This window comes from Streptomyces sp. NPDC090798 (assembly GCF_044768965.1).
Lineage (GTDB): Bacteria > Actinomycetota > Actinomycetes > Streptomycetales > Streptomycetaceae > Streptomyces.
In genome coordinates, this window is the sequence record NZ_JBIVXA010000012.1 from 99,573 (window position 1) to 113,695 (window position 14,123).

Sequence of the window (14,123 nt, forward strand, 5' to 3'; positions counted from 1 at the left end):
CGTTCCTGACATGCGATTTCACATCGTCGACGCGTTCACCGACCGTCCCTTCGCCGGGAACCCGGCGGGGGTGTGTCTCCTGCCGGCCGGAGAGTGGCCGGTAGACCCCTGGATGCAGCGGGTCGCCGCCGAGATGAACCACTCAGAGACCGCGTTCGCTCTCCCCGTGCCCGACAAGGCTGACGCCGACTGGGCCATCCGCTGGTTCACCCCGGTCGTCGAGGCCAAACTGTGCGGTCACGCCACATTGGCCACGGCGCACGTGCTTCGCACCGAGCGGGGGCTCCTCGGGACCATGCGGTTCAGCAGCCGGCAGCACGGCATCCTCGTCACGCACGCCGATGAGGAAAGCAGCATCACGTTGGACTTTCCGGCCGCGACCGGAACCCCAACTCCCGTGCCGGAAGGGCTGCTTGAGGCATTGGCGGCCAAACCCGAGGCCACCCTCCACCCTCCCGCCCTCGGTGATCTGCTGGTGGTCCTGCCCGACGAGGCCACCGTCCGGGCCGTGGCCCCGGACTGGAACGTGGTAGCCGATCTGACCCGTCGCGCGGGCCTGCGCGGCGTCATCATCACAGCCCCCTCAGCTGAGCCCGGGCTGGAGTACGACTTCGTGTCCCGTTTCTTCGCACCGGCCAGCGGCATCCCGGAGGACCCCGTCACGGGCGGCGCACACACCGTGCTCGCCCCCTATTGGTCGGCGCGACTCGGCCGTGACAGGCTCACCGGCCTCCAGGCATCCGAGCACACCGGACTGGTCCGCACTGCCCTGCACGGCGACCGCGTCCACCTCACCGGAGACGCCGTCTCGGTCATGGACGGCACCCTGCGGGCCTAGGTGTTCTTACCCACAGAGGTTAGTGACAGTGCGCGCCCGGCGGCGCGGGTTCCTGCGCGTCCATGGCGGCCACGGCACGCAGAGAACCCACGAACGCTTCAAGCAGAAGACCATGGCCCGGGTATCGGTCATCGTCAGTGGGACACGTCGATTTCGAACGACATGACTCGCATCACGTACGCTGCCACTCGCCGCATGAAACCCGTTGTCCACGCATGGAGTTGAACCTCAAGTGCGGCTCACATCTGGACGACGACCTTGCCCTTGGCGTGGCCCTGCTCAAGGTAGGCGAATGCGTCGGCGATCTGCTCGAACGGGAAGACGCGGTCGGTTACTGCCTTCAGCTCGCCCTTGTCGACCAGGTCGGCCAGCAGATCGAGGCCCGGTCCGCTGGGGTGCATGAACAGGAACCGGTAGTCGACCCCCCGTTGCCTGGCCTGACGGCGGATCTTGGCGCCGGCCACCCACAGCGCGGTGGACACCAGCGGGCCCGCACCAAAGTCCACGCGCGCGTTGGCCGGCTCGGGCAGTCCTCCGACGGAGACCGTCTTGGCTCCTCGCTTGAGGATGGCGAAACTGTCCGACAGGTCCTGTCCACCGGTCAGATCGAACGCACCGTCGTAATCGCTCAGGACGTCCTTGAACTTCTGCTTCTGGTAGTTGATGACCGTCGTTGCCCCGAGGGACCGGACCAGCTCCTCGCCGCGGGGTGACGCGGTGGTGGCCACTTCCGCCCCCATCCGGACGGCCAGCTGGATGGCGAGGGTGCCCACGCCCCCGGCTCCGCCGGAAATGAACAACCGGTCGCCCACGGTGACGCCCAGCTCGTCGCGCAGCGCCTGCAGGGCCGTCAGCCCGGCCAGTGGCAGGCCGGCCGCGTCGGCGAAGTTCAGGGACTCCGGCATCCTCCCCACCAGCGTCTCGTCGACGACGGCGTAGGAGGCGTAGGCGCCCAGCTTCTTCTTGTCCACCCTGGCGAACACCCGGTCTCCGACCGCGAAACGCGTGACACCTGCGCCGACCCCCTCCACCACACCGGACAGCTCACTGCCCGCCACCTGGGGCAGGGTGAGGCGGTGCACCAACCGCATCGCGCCTTGGCGGACCTTGTAGTCGATCGGGTTCAGACCTGCGGCCCGTACCCGGATGAGTACCTCGCCGTCGCCTGCCACCGGCTCGGGGAGGTCCCGCAATTCCATCGCGCTCGCGTCCCCGTATCGGGTCATCACGTACGCCTGCATGTCAGTTTCCTACCTCACTGTCGATATTACGAGGACAGCCCGTTCGGGGTCATATGTGCGCGCCCGGAGCGATGACGGGACCCGAGCCCGTCGTGCCGCGGCGGTACAGCAGGACGCTGACGACCAGACCGATCACGAAGAGTCCGGCGGACCACCAGTAGGTGGTGGCGTATCCGTGCAGCGCGGCCTGGGCGAGCACCTGGGGGTCGCGGGGGTTGCGGCCGATGATGTAGTTGGCCGCGGTGGTGGTGGCCAAGGTGTTCAGCATCGCGGTGCCGATCGAGCCGCCGACCTGCTGCATGGTGTTGACGGCGGCGGACGCCACACCGGCGTCCTGGGCCGCCACCCCGTACGTCGACAGGCTCATCGCGGGCGGGGTGGCCAGCCCTATGCCCACCCCGGAGACGAGCAGCGCCGGCATGATGTGCGCGGCGTAGCTGCTGTGCAGGCCCAGGGAGGTCATCCATACCAGTCCGCCTGCCGCCAGGCCCATGCCCAGTGGCACCACGGGCTTGGGGCCGAAGCGAGGCACCAGGACGGTCGTTGACAGCACGGAGGTGACCACCATGACGCCGACCATGGGCAGGAAGGCCAGGCCTGTCCTGACCGGGGTGTAGCCGAGCGTCTGCTGCAGGTAGTAGGTCAGGAAGAGGAACACGCCGAACATGCCCGCGCCCAGGATGAGCACCGCGAGATAGGACGCTCCGCGGTTGCGGTCCAGCAGCACGCGCAGCGGCAGCAGCGGGTGCGTGGCCTCGGTCTGCCACCAGGAGAACGCGGCCAGCAGCACGGCGCCCGCGACCAGGAATCCCCAGCTCTCGGCGGAGCCCCACGAGTGGGACTCGGCGTTGGCAAGACCGTAGACGATGCCGAACAGGCCCGCAGAGACCAGCAGGGTGCCGGGCACATCGAGGGTCGCGGCCCGGTCGCGGCCGGAGCGGTTGAAGAGCAGCGCACCACCGACGAAGGCGAGCGCGGCGAACGCCAGGTTCACGTACATGGTCCAGCGCCAGCTCAGGTGCTCGGTCAGCAATCCGCCGAGCAGCAGCCCGATGGCGCCGCCCGCGCCGGCGACGGCGCCGAACACGCCGAACGCCTTGGCCCGGTCCCTTCCGTCGGTGAATGTCGTGGTCAGGATGGATCGGGCGGCCGGGGCGAGTAACGCGCCGAAGACGCCCTGCAGGGCTCGGGCGATGACGAGGCTCTCGAAGCTGCCCGCGGCGCCGCCGAGGGCTGAGGCCCCGGCGAAGCCGACCAGCCCCACCAGAAAGGCGATCTTCGTGCCGAACATGTCCGAGATGCGGCCGCCGAGCAGCAGCAGACTGCCGAACGCGAGGGCGTAAGCGGTCACCACCCACTGCCGGTCACCGTTGGAGAAGCCCAGGTCACTCTGAGCCGACGGCAGGGCGATGTTCACGATGGTGGTGTCGAGGACCACCATCAGCTGGGCTACGGCGACGACGGCGAGAACCCACCAGCGGAGCGACGGCCGGTCGCGGATTTGGGGGCGTGAAGCGGGCTTTGCCGCGGTTTCAGTGGAGGACTGGTGCATGGAGAAGGACCTGTTCCGGGGTGTCTTGTGCGGTGGGGGCTTGTGGCGGACGCGGCCCATTCGGTGTCCTGGCCGACCCTCGGATGTGAACACCGTCCACATTAAGCATGGGAAGTGTGCAGCGTCAACATTGGCCTGTTGGCTGACCATCCCAGAGACCTGGGGCGGCCATCCGGAGACCAGCCCGAAGTCCCGGAATGGCGCCGGCGAGCTCTGAGCCCCCGGTGCCCGGATGTATACACTGGCAACACTTGGCGGAAGGGTGGATCAGGTGGCAACGGCCCGGGACACGTACCATCACGGAGATTTGCGTGCCGCCTGTCTGAACGCCGCACTCGAGCTGCTGGAGGAAGGCGACGAGGCGGGACTGTCACTGCGAGCGGTCGCCCGCCGGGCCGGGGTCTCACCCAATGCCCCCTACCGGCACTACTCCGACAAGGACGACCTCCTGGCCGCGCTCGCCACGCACGGCTTTCAGGATCTGCGCCGCACCCTGCTGGCGGCGGAGGCCACTGCGGCCCCCGGCGAAGAACTGGCCACGCTGGCGCAGGCGTACGTCCGTTTCGCACTCGACCATCAGGCGCTCTTCCGGCTCATGTTCGGCCGCCCCTGCGACGACCGACACCCCGAGACCCGCGCGGCCGCCGATGAGACATACGCCGTACTGGCGGCACGCGTGGCGGCGGTAAATACGCGCCTGGGTAGCCGGCAAGCGGCATTCATGGCCGGCTCATGGGCGTTGGTCCACGGGCTGGCTTCGCTGGTCCTCTACGGCAAACTTGCCCGCGACAGCAACCCCGGCGAGGTGTCCACCCTGGTGAAAGCCGTCGTCGACGCGATGTGCGGCCCCGCGTAGAGGTCCCAGCGGAAGCTGTCGATGATGTGACGTTCAGCTTGGACGCGCGTTGGTCTGGTCGTGGATAGGCGACACTCTCGGCGATCGGCCGCTTCCCGACGCGATGAGGATCCTAGAAGGGAGAGGTGCCATGGCGATGGGCGGACTGCGGGACGTTCTGGCCGACTGGACCGACTACGACGCGGCCGGCTTCGAACTCGGGAAGATCCTGGGGGCGTTTCCGGGGGACCAGTCATTCGGCGGGGTCAAACGGATGTTCTGGATGGACGGTTACCCGCTCGGTGAGATGCTCGTCGACCTCCTCGACCGGATGGCCAAGGCGGGCGTGCTGCTGAAGAACGAGGACTTGCAGTACCGGTGGAACCCCGACAAGCCGAACTTGTCGCTCACGTGGGACGACATCGAGAGGCGCGAGCGCTCGTCCTGAACGGGAGCGCGTGACCGGCGTCTGGGGGGCCACTACACGCCCCCGTTGCGTATTCCGGCGGGCACGCACACTACCTGTCGGGCAGTCTTCAGGTCGGCTCACTCTGTTGGGAGTCCCAAGCGCGAAGGTCGGCAGTGCACGGAGTCACGGCGGTGCCCGTGGGCGGGCGGCGGTGGGGTGTGGGGCCGGCGGTCAGGCGGATGGCGGCCAGGGAAGGCAAGAGAGGGTCATAGCTGTGTGGCCGTGCGGATCAGCCCGGCGAGGGCGAGGGAGCGGCTGTGCGCGGGCCAGGCGATGTGGGTGACGACGGGGGGCGCGTCGGTCAGGGGGACGGCGGTGTGCTCGGCCCACAGCCAGGCGCGGGCGGAGTCGGGGAAGACGGCCACGGTGCGTCCGAGGGCGATCAGTTGGGCCAGCTGTGTCTGGTCGTGGATCTCGGGGCCCGGGCCGGGTGCGTACGTGCCGTGGCGGGGCCAGCGGGCGAGCGGAAGATCGGGGACGTCGCTGACGTCGGCCAGGGACAAGGTCCTGCTCGCGGCGAGGGGGTGTCCGGCGGGCAGGATGGCGATCTGCCCCTCGGTCATCAATTCCTCGCTGTCGAACCCGGCGAGGGAGTTGAACGGCGCGTGCATGAGTGCCACATCAGCGCGGCCGTCACGCAGCATCCCTTCCTGCTCACACATGCCGCACGGCAGCACCTCGATCTCGGCGGCACCGGGCTCGGCCGCGTGGGCGTCGAGAAGCTTCTGCAGCAGTTCGTGAGACCCTGCGGCCTTCACCGCCAGCACCAGGCGATTGCGGGCGCCACCTGGACTATCGGCGCCAGCGGCGCGACGGGTGCGGCGAGCGGCGGCGGTGGCCGCGTCGAGGGCTGCGCGGCCCTCGTGCAGCAGCACCTCTCCGGCACCGGTCAGCGAGACGCCGCGGCGGTTACGTTCCAGCAGGGAGACGCCGATGCGCCGCTCGAGCTGCTGGATCGCCCGGGACAGCGGCGGTTGGGCCATGCCGAGGCGCTCGGCGGCGCGGCCGAAGTGCAGTTCCTCGGCGACGGCCACGAAGTACCTCAACTCGCGGGTCTCCAGGGTGTCCATGGTCACAACATACCTACCTCAGTGATACCTACCGGGTATGACAGGACACCGTATCGGTGTTGGAGGCACCGCTCGCCCGCGAGCGAACATCAACAGCATGAGCGAAACGAAGATCGCGCTGGTGACCGGCGCGAACAAGGGAATCGGGTACGAAATTGCGACCGGGCTGGGCGCCCTCGGGTACCGCGTGGGCGTGGGAGCCCGCGACGAGGCCCGGCGCGAGACCGCCGTCGAGAAGCTGCGCGCCGCCGGGGTGGACGCGTTCGCGGTGCCGCTGGACGTGACCGGCGACCAGAGCGTCACCGATGCCGCGGAACTGATCGAACGGCAGGCCGGGCGCCTGGACGTCCCGGTCAACAACGCCGGCATCTCAGGAGAGACGGGGCCGGGGTGGGCGCAGGACCCGACCACGCTCGACCCCGACGTGGTCCGCACGGTCGTGGAGACCAACGTCATCGGTGTCATCCGGGTGACCAACGCGATGCTGCCGCTGCTGCAGCGCTCGACGTCGCCACGCATCGTCAACGTCTCCAGCGCCGTCGCCTCCCTGACTCGGCAGGCGGACCCGGACATCGAGATCGGCCCCATCATGGCGGCCTACTCGCCGTCGAAGTCGTTCCTCAACGCCGTCACCGTGCAGTACGCCCGGCAGTTCGCCGGTACGAACATCCTGATCAACGCCGCCTGTCCAGGCCTGGTCGCGACCGACTTCACCGGCTTTTACGGACCCCGCACTCCTGAGCAGGGCGCAGCCACAGCCATCCGGCTCGCCACGCTGCCCGACGGAGGCCCGACCGGTTCGTTCTTCGAGGATGACGGCGTCATCCCTTGGTGACCCCGAACCTGTCGTGATCATGCTGTAAGCCGCGGCGTGGCTCGACGCGACCGCAGATACCGAGGCTAGTGGCGTGGGGTACTACCGTTCTCAGGCCGACAGACCGTCCGCCGCACACCACCCGGTCGGTGGTCAGCGTCGGCCATCGCCGGGCGCGAGCAGGCTCGCTACCTCGGCGATCACTTCCGCTGCCCAGGCGCGGACCGGGCCGCTGGTGAACCACGGGACGAGGGCGCGGACGCGGCGTTCGGGGACGTCGCCTACGAGGGCTTGGACGGCAAGTTCGGTGCCCGGGGTGGCGGCTGCGCCAAAGAGTCTCCGCGGGTACTCCAGTCCTTGAAAGGGCCGGGTTGCCGGAGACCATGGCCGGTCCCCGGGCCCCTCAGAACCGGACGTGCACCTTTCAGCACATCCGACTCAAGCAAACCCCTTGGCTTCGCAGGTCCGCGGGGTGGTGTGGCCCGTCGCCGCGCCGCGAGGACGAGACTGGTCTTGTCCCTCGGCGGCGGCGCCTTCTCTCGGCGGCGATTGCGCCAGTATTCGGCGAGAGCAGGATCGTCTGGGGACGCCGACAGCCGGGCACTGACATGGTGCACCTCAGCTTCGTCGTGGCAGAGCGCGACGAAGTCGTCGGCGTACGTCACCAGCACCAGGGTGCCCGGCATCGCGCCGGGCTCGCGCCCGGTCGGCACCGTGTATTGGCACACCGCGTATTGGCGCCCTCCGGCCTGTTCCAGTCCGTGCAGAGCGACGTCCAGCAGCAGCGGGCTGATCACACCGCCTTGAGGAGTTCCCTCATCGGTCGGTGCGAACCGGCCGCGATCCATCACGCCCGCCTTTCAACCAGCTGCGGATCAGGGCCTTGGTGGGGCGCTGACCGAGCATAGTCATGGGCCGTCGTGGTCGTGGTCGATGCGGTCGAATGCCCCAGTGTCCAGGGCTCGTCCTCGCGCTCACGTACGTCGCTGCAACGGCCAGGTGTGAGGCTGAGCGTTCAAGCTCAAGGGCGCCCGGACCATCCCGGAACCACAGGTGAGGGGAAGCCTGGACGGGCGAAGTCGCACACCTCAGGTGATAGGTGGACGACGCAGCACTACGTGCCCCACGGTCGGGAGTACCAGCCGGAGCAACGAGTTCTTCCCATCCGTGGGTGGTGCGAGTGCTCGTGAGGCCGGCCCGATGCTGGCCTCACGAGCAGTGGAGTGGTGCTGTGGCGCTCGGGGCTCAGACTCGGGGCTGCATGTACTCGAACACAGAGCCGTCCGGGTGGCGGGCGACGATCCTGGTGCCGTTGGGTACTTCGTTGGGTGCTTCGAGGATCTCGGCGCCGGCCTTGCCGAGGGCGTCGAGAACGGGGGTCAGGGATTCGACGAGGACGGTCGCGTTCTGCGAGACGTACTTCTCCAGCGGGCCGGAGTAGAGCAGGAAGGGTCCTACCAGTGCCAACTCCAGTTCGCGGTAGGGAAATCGGCGGACTTCCGCGTTTCCGGCCAGGTCCTGGTAGAGAGGGATCGCGTCTTCGAGGTTCTCTACTTCGACGTTCGCGATCATTGCTCGGATGTTGCTGCTCACGGCGATCTTCCTTGCTCAGTTGGCGGCGAAGGCGGGATAGTCGGTGTAGCCCTCGGTGTGACCGGCGTAGTAGGTGTCCCGGTCGCCGTCGGCCAGCGGGTGGCCCTGCACGAAGCGCTCGACCAGGTCGGGGTTGGCGATGAAGGGGGCGCCGAAGGAGACCGCGTTGACGATCCCGTGGTCGAGGATCTCGTTGCCGAGGGCCTGGGTGAAGCCGAGGTTGGCGACGATGTTGCCCTGGTAGTGGGCGCGGTAGCGGGAGAAGAGGGCGATGCGCTCTTCAATGGTGCCGGGGGTGCCCAGGAGGTGCAGGTAGGCCAGGTTGCTGTCGTTGAGCTTCTTGAGCAGCTGGTCGTAGTCGGCGAGTGTCTCCTCGTCCGTGGTGAACGCGGTTCCGCTGGTCCAGCCCGGGGACATCTTCACGCTGATGCGGTCGCTGCCCCACACGTCACTGACGGCGTCGAGGATGTCCAGGAGGAACTGGCCCCGCTTCTCGCTGCTGCCTCCGTAGGCGTCGGTGCGCTGGTTGAGACGTGGGTTGAGGAACTGCGGGATCAAGTGGGATCCCTGGGCGTGGAGTTCCACGCCGTCGAAGCCGGCGCGGCGGGCGTTCTCGGCCGCATGGCGGTAGTCGGCGATGGTGTCGGCGATCTCAGCGGCGGTGTAGGCGCGCGGGGTGACGGTGTCCTTCGGGCCGGAGGGGGTGAAGGACTTCTCGCCGGGGTTGATGGCCGAGGGGCCGGCGGGCAGGCGGCCGCCGAGGTGGTCGGGGTGGGAGGCCGTGCCGACGTGGCCGAACTGAGAGACGATCCGCCCGCCGGCCTCGTGGACGGCTTCGGTGACCTTCACCCAGCCGGCCGTCTGCGTGTCGGTGTAGATGCCGGGGACGTTGATGAAGCCGATCGCGTCGGGGCTGACCCATGTTCCCTCGGTGACGATCAGGCCGGCGCCGGCGCGCTGCGCGTAGTAGGTCGCATGCAGGTCGGTGGGGGCCAGCTCGGCGTTCTGAGCACGGGCGCGGGTCATGGGGGCCATGACGACGCTGTTGGGGAGATCCAGCGCGCCGAGGCGGACGGGCTGCAGCAGGGGCTGGGTGGTCATGAGCAACTTCCTTGAGCCGAGGGTCGGATGAGGAGGAGAGCGAGGAACGGGCGAGGGCCCGGCTCAGTCCTGTTTGAGGGCGTGGAGGCCGGAGAGTGGGCCGCCGAGCTGCATGAGGCGTCCGCCCCCGCGCAAGGAGCCGAGGTCGACGGGGGCGAAGCCGAAGGCGGCGGTGAGGTCCTTGACGGTGGTCTTGGCGTCGGCGTCGTCACCGGCGAGGAACAGCACCTGGCGTCCGGCCTGGTGGCGCGGGTCGGCGGCGATGTACTGGCCGTAGAGGGTATTGAACGCCTTGACGACGCGGGCTCCGGGCAGCAGTGAGGCGACGTGTTCGCTGCCGGTCAGCTCGCCCAGGTCGGCGATCTTCGTGTGCGGGGGCGGGGAGGTGAACTGGTTGGTGGCGTCGATGACGATGCGCCCGTCGAAGGGGGGCAGGCCGGCTACCGCGTCCGGGATCTGGGGCCAGCCGACTGCGAGCACGACGAGTTCCGCCGCGGCGGCTTCCTCCGGGGTTGCGGCGTGGGCGAGCGGTCCGAGTTCGTCGGCGAGCCCGGCCAGGGAGGCGGGGCCGCGGCTGTTGCTCAGTACGACCTGGTGGCCGTGGGCCACAGCATGACGGGCGATGGCCTGGGCGACGGTTCCGGCGCCGAGGGTTCCGATCTTCATGGCAGTGCCCTTCGTGGGGTTCAGGATGGGGGGCTGGTGAGCAGGACGGTTCCGCTCTTGCCGGGGCGGCGGACATGGTCGATGGCCTTCGCGAAGTCGGCGAGGTCGTAGCCGGCGGCGACCTCGAAGAGTTCCGGGGCGGTCGCGGCCAGACGGGCGGCGAAGGCGACGTCCTCGGCCCGTTCCTCAGGCGTGCGGGCGGCCATCCACTGGCTGATGGACACGCCCCGCACGGTCAGGGTCCGCGGGGTCAGCGCGAGCGACTCCAGCGGCGTGCTGCCGGAACCGAGCTGTCCGTAGGTGATCAGCGTGCCGCCGTCGGCGAGCAGCCCGGCCAGCTCACCGGTCAGGGATCCGCCCACCGCGTCCAGTACGACCTGGGCGCCCCGGCCGCCGGTCGCGTCCTGGACCTGAGTGCGCCAGTCCGCGTCGGCCGTCGAGATGGTCGGCAGGCCGGGGAAGCGCTGCCGCAAGGTCTGCGCCCCCGTGGCGCTGCGTACCAGGTTGACCAGCGGGATGCCGTGCTTGAGTGCTGCGGCGCTGACCAGTTTTCCCACCGACGAACCGGCGGCCGTCTGCACCACCGGACCGGCCTGGCTGTGCTGGGCGTCCTCGACCGCCCGCAGCAAGGTGAGCAGGGTGAGCGGGTTGACCAGCATCAAGGCCGCGGTCTCGTCGCTGAGGCCCTGGGGCACCGGCACCACAAGATCGGCCGGCGCCGTGACGAGTTCGCTCCACGCGGCCGGCACCGGGAAGAACGCCACCCGCTGACCGGGCCGCAGATCCTGCACGCCCTCGCCGACGGTCTCGATGACGCCCATCCCCTCCACGCCGGGAATCCGTGGCGTGGCGAACCGCAGCCGCTGACCACCCGGAAGGCCCTCCACTCCCGCCAGGTCGCCGGGGTGGATCGGCCGGGACAGCACCCGCACCAGCACCTCCCCGGCCGCGGGCGCGGCAGGGGCCGGCTGCTCGCTCAGGCGTAGTACCTGCCCGGCTTCTCCGTGCTGGTCGTAGGCGATGGCGCGCATGACGCTCCCCTTCCAGGAACTATTGATGATGGGCATCATTGAAACTCCTGTTATGATGAGAGGCATCATTGAAAAGGTCAAATCGAGAGCGACGCGAGAGGACGGCCACGGCCATGCCGCGGATCACCAAGGAGGACAAGGCCCGCAACCGGCAGAACATCCTCGAAGCGGCGGGCCGCATGTTTCGCTCGGAGGGCATCGACGCGGTCGGCATCGCCGAGCTGATGAAGGAAGCCGGACTCACCCACGGCGGCTTCTACAATCACTTCGCCTCCAAGAACGACCTGGCCGTGGAGGTGTGCGGCGCCTCCTTCGCCGCCTCGCTCGGGGGCCTGGCCCGGACGATCGAGGACGGTCCGGGCCAGAACGGTTCGCCGCTGGAGCGGGTCGTGGCTGGGTACCTGTCCACCGAGCACCGTGACGCCCCGGACGGCGGCTGCCCCTCCGCCTCCCTGGTCACCGATGCCGGACGGCACAGCGAAGCCGTGCAGAGCGCGTACGCCGAAGGCGTCGAGGGCTACCTCACCGGCTTCGCCGCAGAGTTCCTGCGCGAAGCCGAGGAGAAGGGGCACGAGCTCGACCCGGCCGAGGCCCGCCACAGGGCCATCCGCCTGCTCAGCGAAATGGTCGGCGCGCTGATGCTCGCCCGCGCCGTACGCCACGTCGAGCCCGAGCTCTCCGACGAGATCCTGCGGACCGGCCGCAGCCACGCCCTCGACTGATGCGACTCAGGGCCGCTGCGGGACGTGGCGCTGAGGCGTTCGCGATAGACGGGCCGGCCCCGACGGGCGCAGGAATGGACACGCTCCCTACAAGGCTGTTCGGCCTGACCTGGTTGAGGGCTCTACTCCTCCGCGCCGTGTTCGTCATCGTCGAGCTCGATCGCGTCCGGGTCACGCAGCGGACGTAGGTCTCGCACGGCACGGAGGCGTTGAAGTTGTCGCGGCCCAGGACGTTGAGGGTTCTCGCCAACGGCTGTACCGATGTTTCCCACGGCCGAGCTGGGCCCCTGAGCGCGGTTCACGGGATCCGATTGGGCCGCTGCGTCGGCAGCGCCCTGACCGGGGAGCTGGGCCGCGACGGCGCACCGCGCAGTCGCCGGTTCTCCACGGTCAGTTGGTTGACGGCGCGGACGAGGTGATCGATGTCGGTCTGCGGCTGCGACAGCTCCTTGGGCGTCCTTGGCACGGAGTTCCTTCAGCTTGACGATCTGCTCGCGTAGACGGATCTCGGAGTTGGCGTCTTACCGCGCGCCCTGGTCTGCGCAGCGGCCTCGCGGACCTGGAGGTCGGACAGCGCGTAGACGCGGTCGTGGGTGGCCTGGCTGTTCTGGCCGGGCTCGCGCCGGTGCAGCGTGTTCACCGTCCGCCGCTCCCTGCGGAACGGCGAGGAGGTAGACCCTTGTTGGGTCGCCCAGCGATTGGCTGTGCATCCAGAGATACCGAGACCGAACACCCCGATGCCCGACTTCTTGCTCGTCTCCTCCTGCTCGCTTCTGGTGAGCTCGGACGGTCACGTTGGCGAGCCTCTTCACGCTGCAGCTACTACTCGTCACTGAGTTGCTGGTCGCGCGGGTGCGATGTCAGAAGCACCCGGCGCACTGAGAACAACCGCGGATTGGTGCCCTCGACGGCCGACTTCAGGATCTTGGCGCACTTCGGGCCGAACCGGGAGACGCCGTCCTCGAACACCATCTCCCCGTCGTCCTTCACCAGCTCCTTCGTCGCCAGCCACCGCGTCGGCGATTTCCCTTCCATCTCCTGCTCGCCCAGCAGCCCGCAGTACCGCTTCATCGCGTCCGCGGCCGTCGCCGTGCCCTGCCCGTCGAAGTGGAACGACGTGCCCAATACCATCGCGTCGAAGCCCTCCTCCGGCGTCGACCTGACACAGGGGCGTGGTAGCAGGGCGGCGACGCCGGCTACGTCGAGTACCCCAGCCACCAGTACTGAGCGCCCCTGAAAGTGCCGTCTAGGAAGCGGTCGGACAGTTACCTATCGTTTTGTGGTCACCAATGGTAACCAGCCGGAGGAGCCGTCATGCCCGTCACTCCCGCACACCACCTGCGCCGTATCGCGACGAACGGGGTCCAACTCAATGTCGCAATCGCCGGGGACGGGCCTGCGGTTCTCCTGCTGCACGGCTTCCCGCACACCTGGCAACTCTGGAGCGGCATCATGGGCCGACTGGCCGGGCAGTACCGGGTCATCGCCCCGGACCTTCGAGGCTTCGGTGCCAGTGCACGTGCCATCGAGGGTTACGACGCAGGCACCCTCGCCGCCGACGCCGAAGGGCTGCTCGACGCACTCGGCGAGCCCTCGGCAGCGGTGGTCGGCATCGACGCGGGCACCGCCGCCGCCGTCCTGCTCGCGCTGCGCCGACCCGGCCTCGTCCGGCGCCTGGTCGTGATGGAGGCACTGCTCGGCCGCCTGCCCGGAGCAGAGCACGCCGTCGCGGGGGGCGCCCCGTGGTGGTTCGGCTTCCACGCCGTCCCCGGCCTCGCCGAGACCGTCCTGGCCGGCAACGAGGCCCCATACATCGACTGGTTCCTCGACTCGGGGACGCTCGGGCGAGGAGTACCCGACCACATCCGTGCGGCCTTCGTCCACGCGTACACCGGGAACGAGGCCCTGCGCTGCGCGTTCTCCTATTACCGGGCCCTGCCCACCAGCGCGCAGCAGATCCAGGACGCCGTCGCGACAGCTCGGCTGACCATGCCCACCGTGGCCGTCGGCTCTCACCCCGTCGGCACCGGGCTCGAACGCCAACTCCGACCCATCGCGGATGACCTGGTCGGACACCATCTCCAGGACTGCGGCCACATCATCCCCCTCGACCGCCCCGACGCGTTGTTCGCGCTCCTTGCTCCCTTCCTCTCCGCCGATCTGCCGAAGTGACTGACGAGGGGCCGAAGGA

16 protein-coding genes are annotated in these 14,123 nt (G+C 68.9%); 6 read left to right on the forward strand and 10 right to left on the reverse strand.

The window, feature by feature from the left end:
* The first annotated feature begins 10 nt into the window (after positions 1-10).
* Positions 11-838 carry a PhzF family phenazine biosynthesis protein gene (locus ACIQTP_RS25955; RefSeq protein ID WP_403403672.1) on the forward strand — a complete coding sequence of 276 codons (828 nt, stop codon included), beginning with the start codon at positions 11-13 and terminating at the stop codon, positions 836-838.
* Between the two features lie 239 nt (positions 839-1,077).
* On the opposite strand, the gene ACIQTP_RS25960 is transcribed toward ACIQTP_RS25955, so the two are convergent.
* Both ACIQTP_RS25960 and ACIQTP_RS25965 read right to left on the reverse strand, forming a co-directional pair.
* Positions 1,078-2,079, reverse strand: a complete 1,002-nt coding sequence (locus ACIQTP_RS25960; protein ID WP_403403675.1) for an NADP-dependent oxidoreductase — start codon at positions 2,077-2,079, stop codon at positions 1,078-1,080.
* A 49-nt stretch (positions 2,080-2,128) separates the two neighbouring features.
* Positions 2,129-3,631, reverse strand: coding sequence for an MFS transporter (locus ACIQTP_RS25965; protein WP_403403678.1), 1,503 nt, complete (start codon positions 3,629-3,631; stop codon positions 2,129-2,131).
* Between the two features lie 232 nt (positions 3,632-3,863).
* Between ACIQTP_RS25965 and ACIQTP_RS25970 the strand changes: the two genes are divergently transcribed.
* Positions 3,864-4,487, forward strand: coding sequence for a TetR/AcrR family transcriptional regulator (locus ACIQTP_RS25970; protein WP_403403681.1), 624 nt, complete (start codon positions 3,864-3,866; stop codon positions 4,485-4,487).
* A gap of 130 nt (positions 4,488-4,617) precedes the next feature.
* The gene (locus ACIQTP_RS25975; protein ID WP_403403683.1) at positions 4,618-4,914 is read left to right on the forward strand and encodes a hypothetical protein; all 297 of its coding nucleotides are present in this window, start codon (positions 4,618-4,620) and stop codon (positions 4,912-4,914) included.
* A gap of 227 nt (positions 4,915-5,141) precedes the next feature.
* On the opposite strand, the gene ACIQTP_RS25980 is transcribed toward ACIQTP_RS25975, so the two are convergent.
* The gene (locus ACIQTP_RS25980) at positions 5,142-6,005 is read right to left on the reverse strand and encodes a LysR family transcriptional regulator (RefSeq protein ID WP_403403686.1); all 864 of its coding nucleotides are present in this window, start codon (positions 6,003-6,005) and stop codon (positions 5,142-5,144) included.
* A gap of 97 nt (positions 6,006-6,102) precedes the next feature.
* Here ACIQTP_RS25980 and ACIQTP_RS25985 point away from each other — a divergent pair, with 97 nt between their 5' ends.
* The gene (locus ACIQTP_RS25985) at positions 6,103-6,840 is read left to right on the forward strand and encodes an SDR family oxidoreductase (protein WP_403403689.1); all 738 of its coding nucleotides are present in this window, start codon (positions 6,103-6,105) and stop codon (positions 6,838-6,840) included.
* A gap of 1,224 nt (positions 6,841-8,064) precedes the next feature.
* Here the strand turns inward: ACIQTP_RS25985 and ACIQTP_RS25990 are convergent.
* The 4 genes from ACIQTP_RS25990 to ACIQTP_RS26005 form a co-directional block, all read right to left on the reverse strand.
* Complete coding sequence (locus tag ACIQTP_RS25990; protein WP_403403691.1) at positions 8,065-8,412, reverse strand: VOC family protein; 348 nt, start codon at positions 8,410-8,412, stop codon at positions 8,065-8,067.
* A gap of 15 nt (positions 8,413-8,427) precedes the next feature.
* Entirely contained in the window at positions 8,428-9,513 is a 1,086-nt protein-coding gene (locus ACIQTP_RS25995; RefSeq protein ID WP_403403693.1) for an alkene reductase, read from the reverse strand.
* Between the two features lie 63 nt (positions 9,514-9,576).
* The gene (locus tag ACIQTP_RS26000; RefSeq protein ID WP_403404136.1) at positions 9,577-10,203 is read right to left on the reverse strand and encodes an NADPH-dependent F420 reductase; all 627 of its coding nucleotides are present in this window, start codon (positions 10,201-10,203) and stop codon (positions 9,577-9,579) included.
* Positions 10,200-11,210 carry an alcohol dehydrogenase catalytic domain-containing protein gene (locus tag ACIQTP_RS26005; RefSeq protein WP_403403695.1) on the reverse strand — a complete coding sequence of 337 codons (1,011 nt, stop codon included), beginning with the start codon at positions 11,208-11,210 and terminating at the stop codon, positions 10,200-10,202. The genes ACIQTP_RS26000 and ACIQTP_RS26005 overlap by 4 nt, the downstream gene beginning before the upstream one ends.
* Before the next feature lie 113 nt (positions 11,211-11,323).
* On the opposite strand from ACIQTP_RS26005, the gene ACIQTP_RS26010 reads away from it, so the two are divergent.
* Positions 11,324-11,932, forward strand: a complete 609-nt coding sequence (locus ACIQTP_RS26010) for a TetR/AcrR family transcriptional regulator (protein ID WP_403403697.1) — start codon at positions 11,324-11,326, stop codon at positions 11,930-11,932.
* 298 nt (positions 11,933-12,230) lie between these two features.
* Here ACIQTP_RS26010 and ACIQTP_RS26015 read toward each other — a convergent pair whose 3' ends face one another.
* The 3 genes from ACIQTP_RS26015 to ACIQTP_RS26025 form a co-directional block, all read right to left on the reverse strand.
* The gene (locus tag ACIQTP_RS26015) at positions 12,231-12,398 is read right to left on the reverse strand and encodes a hypothetical protein (protein WP_403403699.1); all 168 of its coding nucleotides are present in this window, start codon (positions 12,396-12,398) and stop codon (positions 12,231-12,233) included.
* Between the two features lie 9 nt (positions 12,399-12,407).
* The gene (locus tag ACIQTP_RS26020) at positions 12,408-12,572 is read right to left on the reverse strand and encodes a hypothetical protein (protein ID WP_403403701.1); all 165 of its coding nucleotides are present in this window, start codon (positions 12,570-12,572) and stop codon (positions 12,408-12,410) included.
* Between the two features lie 182 nt (positions 12,573-12,754).
* Entirely contained in the window at positions 12,755-13,063 is a 309-nt protein-coding gene (locus tag ACIQTP_RS26025) for a hypothetical protein (RefSeq protein WP_403403703.1), read from the reverse strand.
* Positions 13,064-13,246: 183 nt separating this feature from the next.
* On the opposite strand from ACIQTP_RS26025, the gene ACIQTP_RS26030 reads away from it, so the two are divergent.
* Positions 13,247-14,104 (forward strand): alpha/beta fold hydrolase, encoded by an 858-nt coding sequence (locus ACIQTP_RS26030; protein WP_403403706.1) that lies wholly within the window; start codon positions 13,247-13,249, stop codon positions 14,102-14,104.
* The last annotated feature ends 19 nt before the right edge of the window (positions 14,105-14,123 follow it).

Bases quoted from the DNA above. Each gene is read 5' to 3' on its own strand.
- ACIQTP_RS25955 (WP_403403672.1), top strand. From the start codon at position 11: ATGCGATTTCACATCGTCGACGCGTTCACCGACCGTCCCTTCGCCGGG.
- ACIQTP_RS25960 (WP_403403675.1), bottom strand. From the start codon at position 2,079: ATGCAGGCGTACGTGATGACCCGATACGGGGACGCGAGCGCGATGGAA.
- ACIQTP_RS25965 (WP_403403678.1), bottom strand. From the start codon at position 3,631: ATGCACCAGTCCTCCACTGAAACCGCGGCAAAGCCCGCTTCACGCCCC.
- ACIQTP_RS25970 (WP_403403681.1), top strand. From the start codon at position 3,864: ATGTATACACTGGCAACACTTGGCGGAAGGGTGGATCAGGTGGCAACG.
- ACIQTP_RS25975 (WP_403403683.1), top strand. From the start codon at position 4,618: ATGGCGATGGGCGGACTGCGGGACGTTCTGGCCGACTGGACCGACTAC.
- ACIQTP_RS25980 (WP_403403686.1), bottom strand. From the start codon at position 6,005: ATGGACACCCTGGAGACCCGCGAGTTGAGGTACTTCGTGGCCGTCGCC.
- ACIQTP_RS25985 (WP_403403689.1), top strand. From the start codon at position 6,103: ATGAGCGAAACGAAGATCGCGCTGGTGACCGGCGCGAACAAGGGAATC.
- ACIQTP_RS25995 (WP_403403693.1), bottom strand. From the start codon at position 9,513: ATGACCACCCAGCCCCTGCTGCAGCCCGTCCGCCTCGGCGCGCTGGAT.
- ACIQTP_RS26005 (WP_403403695.1), bottom strand. From the start codon at position 11,210: ATGCGCGCCATCGCCTACGACCAGCACGGAGAAGCCGGGCAGGTACTA.
- ACIQTP_RS26010 (WP_403403697.1), top strand. From the start codon at position 11,324: ATGCCGCGGATCACCAAGGAGGACAAGGCCCGCAACCGGCAGAACATC.
- ACIQTP_RS26025 (WP_403403703.1), bottom strand. From the start codon at position 13,063: ATGGTATTGGGCACGTCGTTCCACTTCGACGGGCAGGGCACGGCGACG.
- ACIQTP_RS26030 (WP_403403706.1), top strand. From the start codon at position 13,247: ATGCCCGTCACTCCCGCACACCACCTGCGCCGTATCGCGACGAACGGG.